Raw genomic sequence first — 7332 nt, forward strand, 5'->3', positions numbered from 1 at the left:
TTGTCAGACAACGCCTTGATCACGTCTGCAAACACGATAAACATGGCGATTGTGAGGCTTGGATCAATCCCGCTGAAAACCAAAAGGTTCGGTCCGTAAACCGCATACAGCACCAAGAAGGAAACGCCGGTTACAAGCGCAAGAGAGCTTGAAAACGGCTGTCTCATAAGCCTTATCGTCTGGAAAAGGATTAGAGGGTAAAGAAGGCTGGAGCTATACAAACCCTCAACGAACTGGCCGGTGACGACCAATGCAATTATTAGATAAACCACTAATATAATAAGGTGCTGGAACACCGGAATCGGACGTTCGCTTGGCACTACGTTAAGTTGAGTGGCCACTAAATATCCTTCAAATATTGTCGCCTGCCTTGTGCAATACCAAGCTGGCGCCGTCTATGTGGCATCCCGTCTTTGCGTGCCTCAACGAGCGTCACAGATCATTCGCGTGGGCCGGATTTTAGGCTTGGGTGCCAGAAAAACCGGAGAGCATGTCAGCGGCCCTTAATCGAAGCGCTCCGGAAATGATGACGACAAGTTTGGCGTTCGTCCTGAGAAACGTAAAGATTCGCTTTACCGCGGCCTTCCCGCAGTCTGCGTTCGTTCCTCTGCTGCGATAAACGGCGAAACCGCATTTGCTTGCGGATCATAATTGCGGTCGATCCGATTGCGTAGCCGCGATTGGATACGATTGGGAATGCGGTTATTGATGCGAGCCATGGGTTGGGCGCCAACTTCGCGTGCAGCTTGTGTGCGGGTCTGGCGTCTGCCGATCTGACCAGCACTGGTATTGCCAGTGCGTCCCACCTGAAGATCGACAACCGATGGTGAGGCTGTCTGTGCAGCCGGAATAGCGGCGCGTGCGGTGGTGACAGGCCCAAGGAATGGGGTAAGTGCAAGAACCACACCCATCGCGCCGCGGGTAATCCGGATTTCTGCCATGAAAAGCCGCTTGCCGATCATCGTGATTGTCTCGTCGTCATGACAAGCCGCACGCTCTCGATCTGCCCGGTCACACCGCCGATCATTGATGACGGACGCGCCACAAGGCGCAGGGTCTGGAAACGGCAGTCGGCATCAACCGTGATCTCGCCGGCGAAGCGACCGTCATTGTCGGCCGAATTGGGAAGTTCGACACGGCCCGCTTCGCGCCCGCCGGCACAGGTGAGTTGCCAATAGGGGCGCGCGCCTGGCGGCTGTTCGATGCCGCGGCTGACACCTTCCAGTCGATAACGGCCCGCGGGCAGGAACTGGCCCTGTTGCAGGACAGCGCCGCCAATCGTGGAGGGGACCGCAAAGTCGAATATGCCGCCGTCGCGCGAGTGCTGGATCGAGGCGCTTATGCCTGTATCGCTGTTGATCGGCGCCCAGTCGAAAGCGGAGGGCGCTTCAATCTGCGCCGCGAATGCCGGATCGCGCGACCGCTCGCGGGCCGCGCCGCTTCGCAGCGATGCATAATAGGACCATGCATCCTCGATCTCGCCCGCGCCGACGAGTGCGTTAATCACGTTCGTCTGGGCGCGTTCGGGAATGCTCACGCCACTTTTGGCCAGGCGCCTGAAGAACTGGGCGCTGACATCGGGTTCCGCGCTGGAACGCGGCAGGTAATTGATGAAAGCCTCCCCCCATGGCGGGCGGGCCACCAGACTGTCGGTCAGCGCCCTGGCCACCACCGGATCGGCAATCGCGACCGACAATACCGGAAACAGGATTTCCGGCGCCATGCGTGAGGTTCTGAGCGCGATGTCGTAATGGCGCAGCGCGCCGGGAATATCCTCGCGCTCGACAGCATCTTCGATCAGCCACAATCGCGTGCCCAGCTCGCGCCGCGACAGGGCGTCGGAATGGACGAACAGGCGGCGGGCTTGCGTCGTATTGCCACGCAGCTGGGCGTTAAGCGCCAGCGCGGTCAGCGCCGGGGCGGCAAGCGGCTCGTCAGCTACCGCCTGGCGCGCGATCCGGTCGGCGCGGACGCGCTGGGCGGTATCGGCTTCGCCCGCCGCTAATTGTTCTGCCAGTTCGGCGGCGATGCGGCCGTCGCCCGGCGCCATGCGATGCGCCCGTTCCGCCGACGACTTGCCGACCGCGAAGGCCAGCGTCTGCGTCGTCGACACATAGCCCAGCGCCAGCGCGGCGACCGCAAGACCGCCGCGCAGCGCCCATTCACGCGGGCTTCGCTGCATCGACCGGCGAGAGGGCGCGCGTGCCATCAGCGGCTCGTATCGACCTTTTCGCGGCCATAGCCATAGCCATAATCATAGCCATAGCCGTAATGCGCCTTGCGCGCCTCGAACTTGGTCAGCACGCCGCCCAGGATATGGGCATTGGCCGCCAGCAGCCGCTGCAGCGCGGTCTTGACCAGGCTGGATCGGATGCCGTGCGATTCGACGGCATAGACGATGCCCTCGACCCGGCTCGCGATCAGCGGCGCGTCGGCCAGGCCCATGACCGGGGGGCTGTCGATCACGACATGGTCATAGCTCTCCAGCAGGCGCGAGATCAGCAATTGCAGCCGGTGGCCGGTCAGCAATTCGGCGGCATTGGGCGGGATCGGCCCCGCCGTCATGGCGGTAAAGCCCAGATCGGTCATCTCGAACGTCAACTCGCCGATATTATCTTGCCCAGCCAGGAAGTTGCTGAGGCCGCGATCGTGATCGACACCGCCCAGATGGTGGACCGAGGGTGATCGCATGTCGCCATCGACCAGAATGACCTTCTTGTGCGACCGCGAAAGCATGGTGGCGATGGCAAGCGCGGTGGTCGACTTGCCCTCCGCCGGCCGGGTCGAGGTGACGGCAAGCGAGCGCGGCACGCCATGTTCGGTGGTGAAGCCGAGACTGGTCTGGATCGCCAGATAGGCATCGACCAGATCGGACTTGCGATCGAGCAGCGCCTCGCGCGGTTCGACTCCCTCGACCTTGGGCACCGAACCCAGCAGCGGCAGGCCGAGGCGACGCTCGACCTCGCCCGGATCGGCAATCGCCTCGTCCATCTGTTCGAGCGCAAGGGCAAGGCCGGCGCCGATGGCGAAACCGGCAAGCAATGCAATTGCGAGATTAATCAGCAGACGGGGGCTGGACGGCGCCTGTGGAATATCCGCCGGGTCCACGATCGAGATATTGTTGACGCCGACGCCGCCGGCGACACCAACTTCCTTGAAGCGTTGTAGAAGACCGTCATACAAAGCGCGGTTGGTATCCACTTCCTGCTGGAAGATATTATACTGGATGCTGCGGCGGCGAAGATCGAGATAGTTCGACTTCAGGCGCTCGACGCGTTCGCGAAGGGCATTTTCCTGCCCGGCGGCTTGGCGATATTCGGCCTGGACCGAACCCGACACGCGGCTTTCCTCACGCGCGATCGAACGGTCGAGCTGGTCGATCTGCGACTGGAGCGCACGGGCCGGCGGATAATCCGGCTCGAACTGCACCATCAGGCGCTGATAGTCGGCGGCCAGCTCGGCACGACGCTGGCGCAGCGTGTTGATCGCCTGATTACGAAGCGCTTCGCTCGACTGGCCGCCGCGACCCGCTTCGCGAAAGCGCGCTTCGGCAGCGATGCGCTCGGCGGTCGCCTGCGACAGCGCGGTGTTCAGCGCGGCCAGTTCGTCGGCGACGATCGAGCGTTCGGCGGTGGTGTTCTCACCCGACCCTTGCGCGGGCAGGTTGATGATCCGTTGCTGCTCGGCATAGGTGACGAGCTGGCGCTGCGATTCATCGAGCCGCTCCTTGGCCTGGGCCAGTTCGCGCTGGAGCAGGTTGCGGCCATAGGATGTCGCCTGAACCTTGCGTTCCAGATTGGTCTGGATGAAGTTTTCGGCCCAGGCATTGGCGACGCGTGTCGAAAAGCCGGCGTCGGGGCTGGTAAAATTGATCTCAACAAGGCGCGACAGGCGGGTCGGGGCGATATTGATGTTATTCAGCAATATTTTGCCGGCGATGCGCTGACGCGCCGGACGCCCGGCGGCGCCGTATCGGCCATTGGCTTCGCGAAAAGCTGCATCGTCCTGATTGACGCCGAAACGTTCGAAAAATGCCTTGTCGTCGACCAGGCGCAGCTGGGTCGCGACCCGTTCTGCCAGCACGCGCGACTCCAACAGACCATATTGCGTCTGATAGAATTCCTGGTCGGCGACGCCGGTTTCGCGTTCGGCGCCTTGGAAATTGGTCAGTTGCCCGGTTTCACGCGAAATCTCGATTGTCGAGGTCGCGGTATATTGTGGCGTCATCAACAGCGTGATGATCAGCCCCAGAATGAAGCACGCCGCAATCGCGCCCAGTATGACGTAACGCCAGCGCAGCGCGATCCGCAGATATTGCCGGATGATCGGCATGGCATCGCCGCCGGTGATGACGCCCGGCATAGCAGGCGTGGTCGGCGATGCGCCGGGGCGGAGCGTGGGGCTGACGTGATTCATCGAAGGCCCCTTAATTCAGAACAGCAATCAGCGGCCCCGCGATCAACGGCGACAGCGACACAAAATCACGGAACAGGCGGCGTTGCGGTGAATCGCCGACGATGATGACGTCATTGGCATAGACCGGCGGATCGTCATATGCGCCGCGGCGGATCGCCGCGATGTCGTAAAGCCCGGCCATGCGCTGGTCCCCGACGGTCCGCAGGATGACGATCTCCTCCTGGCGCGCGAATTCGGTCAGCCCCTTGGCGGAAGCGACCACGCGCATCAGCGTCATCTGGTTGGTGACGGGATAAAGTCCCGGTTCGACCACCGATCCGTCGATCGTCACGACCTGGCTGACCGAGCTTTTGATGTTCACGGTGACTTGCGGGTCGCGGACATAATTGGCCTTGAGCGCGACTTCGATCGCGTCGGCCAGTTCCTGCGCGGTCTTGCCGCGCGCATCGACGGTGCCGGCCAGCGGCATGGCGATGCGCCCGCTGGCATCGACCTGCATCTCCCGGTCAAGGTCGGGAATGCCGAACACATTGACCTCGATCGTATCGAGCGGACCGATCAGGGCGGGGCGATCGGCGGCGGTCAGGTCGCTGCGGTCGGGCGGCGGAAGTTCCGAGCTGCCCTGAACGACCGTCAGGCTGCCATTGGACTGGAGCGGCTCGGGCGAGCCGCACGCCGTGGCGGCAAGCGCAAGGCACAGAATTGGGACCGGGAAACGCATGCGCGTGGATGTTCCGCGAAAGGAATGAGAATGACGGCGCTCTATAGGTGCGCCGATCATGCGGGTAAAGCAGCCTGCGTTCGGGCGCTTCGAGCCTGGGCAAGCCAGAATGCGGCAATGACGGTGATCGCCATGACCGTCGGCGTGCGCGCGGGATAGTCGGTGATGCTGGCGATCAGCACCAGCGCGATCAGCGCCGAGCCGAGCCGGCCGCGGATCACATCATCATCGGACCTGGCGCGCCAGACCCCGATCGTCGCGACCAGCCACCACAGGATCGCTGCCACAAGCACAGCGATCGCGGGAATCCCGCCGTCGAGCGCGATGCCCAGAAAGTCGTTATGCGCCTGGTTGAAATAGGTGAATTTGAGCAGTTCGAATGGTTCATGGATGCGGAAAACGGGATCGAACCCGCCGAAACCCGACCCGAACGGCATATAGGTGCCGATCATCGCCAGCACCGTGGGCAGCGCGCGCGAACGCATGTCCTCGCCCGTTTCCAGCGTAATCAGCCGGTTGATGGCATCGGCGCGGTCGGCGGCGAAGCTCAGGCCGATAAAGCCGCCGATTACGATAACCCCTGCCACGATCAGCGCGGGGAACACCCAGCGCGGCGCATGGCTCAACCGGCGGCGCAGGCGGCGCCCGACCAGCGCCAGTGCCAGGATCAGCGCCAGTCCGCCCAGCAACATGCCCGCGCGCGATCCCGTCGCCAGGATGGTCAGCACGAACAGCACGACCAGCCCCGCCGCCAGCGGCCCGCGCCAGCGCAGCGCGTCGCGGTCCATGAACGCCCAGACCGGCGCGATCAGGCAGCCCATGGCGATCAGCAGGCCGAAATGATTGCGATTGGCAAAGATGCCGCTGACCTGGCCCGGCGTGTCGTTGAGGAACGGGTTGTTGAACCGCGCGCCGGTGAACTGCAGCAGCCCCAGCAAAACCGCCGCGCCGATCATCGCCAGCAGGATCGTCGGCAGCCAGTCGCGCAGGCGCGCATTGCCTTGCGCCAGCACCAGCAGCATCGTCGCCGGCACGACGAGCGAGGCCAGTGCGTTGCGCGTCGCGCCCGGCGTCATCGTCCATGGCCGCCACGGCACCGGCTCGCCGGGGATCAACAGGATCTCGCGCCCCGGCAGCGCCTGCCACCAGGCGGGCGGCAGCGGGATGAGCTGGATCAGCGGCAGCGCGATCGTCGCGATCAGCAGGAACAGCACCGGCCGCGCGCCATCAAGCGAAGGCCGCGGTCCGCCCAGCATCGCGGCGATCAGGATCGCCCAGCACCCTGCGCGCACCACCACCTGTCCCATCGTGTCGGCGCGTGACGCACCCCCGGCGACCCAGAGCAGCACGACCATCACGATCATGAGGACGAGGGGAAGATCGGGGCGGAAACGGGACCGTCGGGCCGAGCGCGCGTGAGCCATATTTGCCCGTTAGTCGATTGGCGCGATTTGCGAAACCATGTGCGGTGAAGTGAGCGCAACCGGCATCAGGCGTGTCGCCGCGGCACCAGCGTCACCTGGACCGGCAGGGGGATGTTCGTCCAGGCGGCGTCCATCGTAACGGCTTCGGCCTTGAGCGTGATCGCCAGCGCAAGACCGGCGCGGTCGCCCAGCGACAGGCCGGCGCCCCGTGTCGCGTTTCGCAGATTACCGGCCAGCATCGCCTGTTCGGCCGTGAACGGACGCACGTCGAGACCCAGTTCCTCGATGCTTTCATGCACCACTGCTTGGGGCACGCCGCGTTCGGTCAGCTTGGCGACGACTTCCGACAGGGTGACGGCGCCGATACAGGCCCGACCGATCCGGGCGGCAACGACATCGGCTCCGGCCTCTCCCAGCATCAGCGCCAGCAGCGCCGACGCGTCGAGCACGAAGATCGCCTCACTCATGGTCGGCAGCGATCCGTCGATCGGCGATCAGTTCGTGTGACAGGCTGGCGTCGGTATCGAGATGCTGGCGCAACCGGTTCTGGATATTCGCCACGACTTCGCGCGCCGGCAGGACGTGAAGCACCCCGTCAACGACACGCAACAGCACTTCGTCGCCATCCGTCAGTCCCAGGGCGCGACGCATGTCGGCGGGCACCTGCAGCCGCCCACCGCTAACCAGTTTGGCGCGTTGAACATTCATCGACAATCAATCCAGAACATACAATTAATGCATCTTCATACATTGACGGACATGCCATACAAC

8 protein-coding genes are annotated in these 7332 nt (G+C 63.6%); all 8 read right to left on the reverse strand.

What is annotated here, in order from left to right:
• On the reverse strand, nt 1–341 hold a 341-nt coding region (locus VL973_RS11910), incomplete at its 3' end, for a hypothetical protein (RefSeq protein WP_325284241.1).
• 231 nt (nt 342–572) lie between these two features.
• Nucleotides 573–962, reverse strand: a complete 390-nt coding sequence (locus tag VL973_RS11915) for a hypothetical protein (protein ID WP_325284242.1) — start codon at nt 960–962, stop codon at nt 573–575.
• A complete protein-coding gene (locus VL973_RS11920) occupies nt 959–2209 on the reverse strand; it encodes a hypothetical protein (protein WP_325284243.1) in 1251 nt (416 codons plus the stop codon). The genes VL973_RS11915 and VL973_RS11920 overlap by 4 nt, the downstream gene beginning before the upstream one ends.
• On the reverse strand, nt 2209–4416 hold the full coding sequence (locus tag VL973_RS11925; protein WP_325284244.1) for a GumC family protein: 2208 nt from the start codon (nt 4414–4416) through the stop codon (nt 2209–2211). The genes VL973_RS11920 and VL973_RS11925 overlap by 1 nt, the downstream gene beginning before the upstream one ends.
• Before the next feature lie 10 nt (nt 4417–4426).
• Entirely contained in the window at nt 4427–5137 is a 711-nt protein-coding gene (locus VL973_RS11930; RefSeq protein WP_325284245.1) for a polysaccharide biosynthesis/export family protein, read from the reverse strand.
• 56 nt (nt 5138–5193) lie between these two features.
• Nucleotides 5194–6561 (reverse strand): O-antigen ligase family protein, encoded by a 1368-nt coding sequence (locus VL973_RS11935; RefSeq protein WP_325284246.1) that lies wholly within the window; start codon nt 6559–6561, stop codon nt 5194–5196.
• A gap of 65 nt (nt 6562–6626) precedes the next feature.
• Nucleotides 6627–7028: a type II toxin-antitoxin system VapC family toxin gene (locus tag VL973_RS11940; RefSeq protein ID WP_325284247.1), complete on the reverse strand. Its 402-nt coding sequence runs from the start codon at nt 7026–7028 to the stop codon at nt 6627–6629.
• The gene (locus VL973_RS11945) at nt 7021–7269 is read right to left on the reverse strand and encodes an AbrB/MazE/SpoVT family DNA-binding domain-containing protein (protein ID WP_325284248.1); all 249 of its coding nucleotides are present in this window, start codon (nt 7267–7269) and stop codon (nt 7021–7023) included. Before VL973_RS11945 ends, VL973_RS11940 begins: the two co-directional genes overlap by 8 nt.
• Nucleotides 7270–7332: the final 63 nt, after the last annotated feature.

It is taken from the genome of Sphingomonas sp., assembly GCF_035490575.1.
In the GTDB taxonomy this organism is placed as follows: Bacteria; Pseudomonadota; Alphaproteobacteria; order Sphingomonadales; family Sphingomonadaceae; genus Sphingomonas.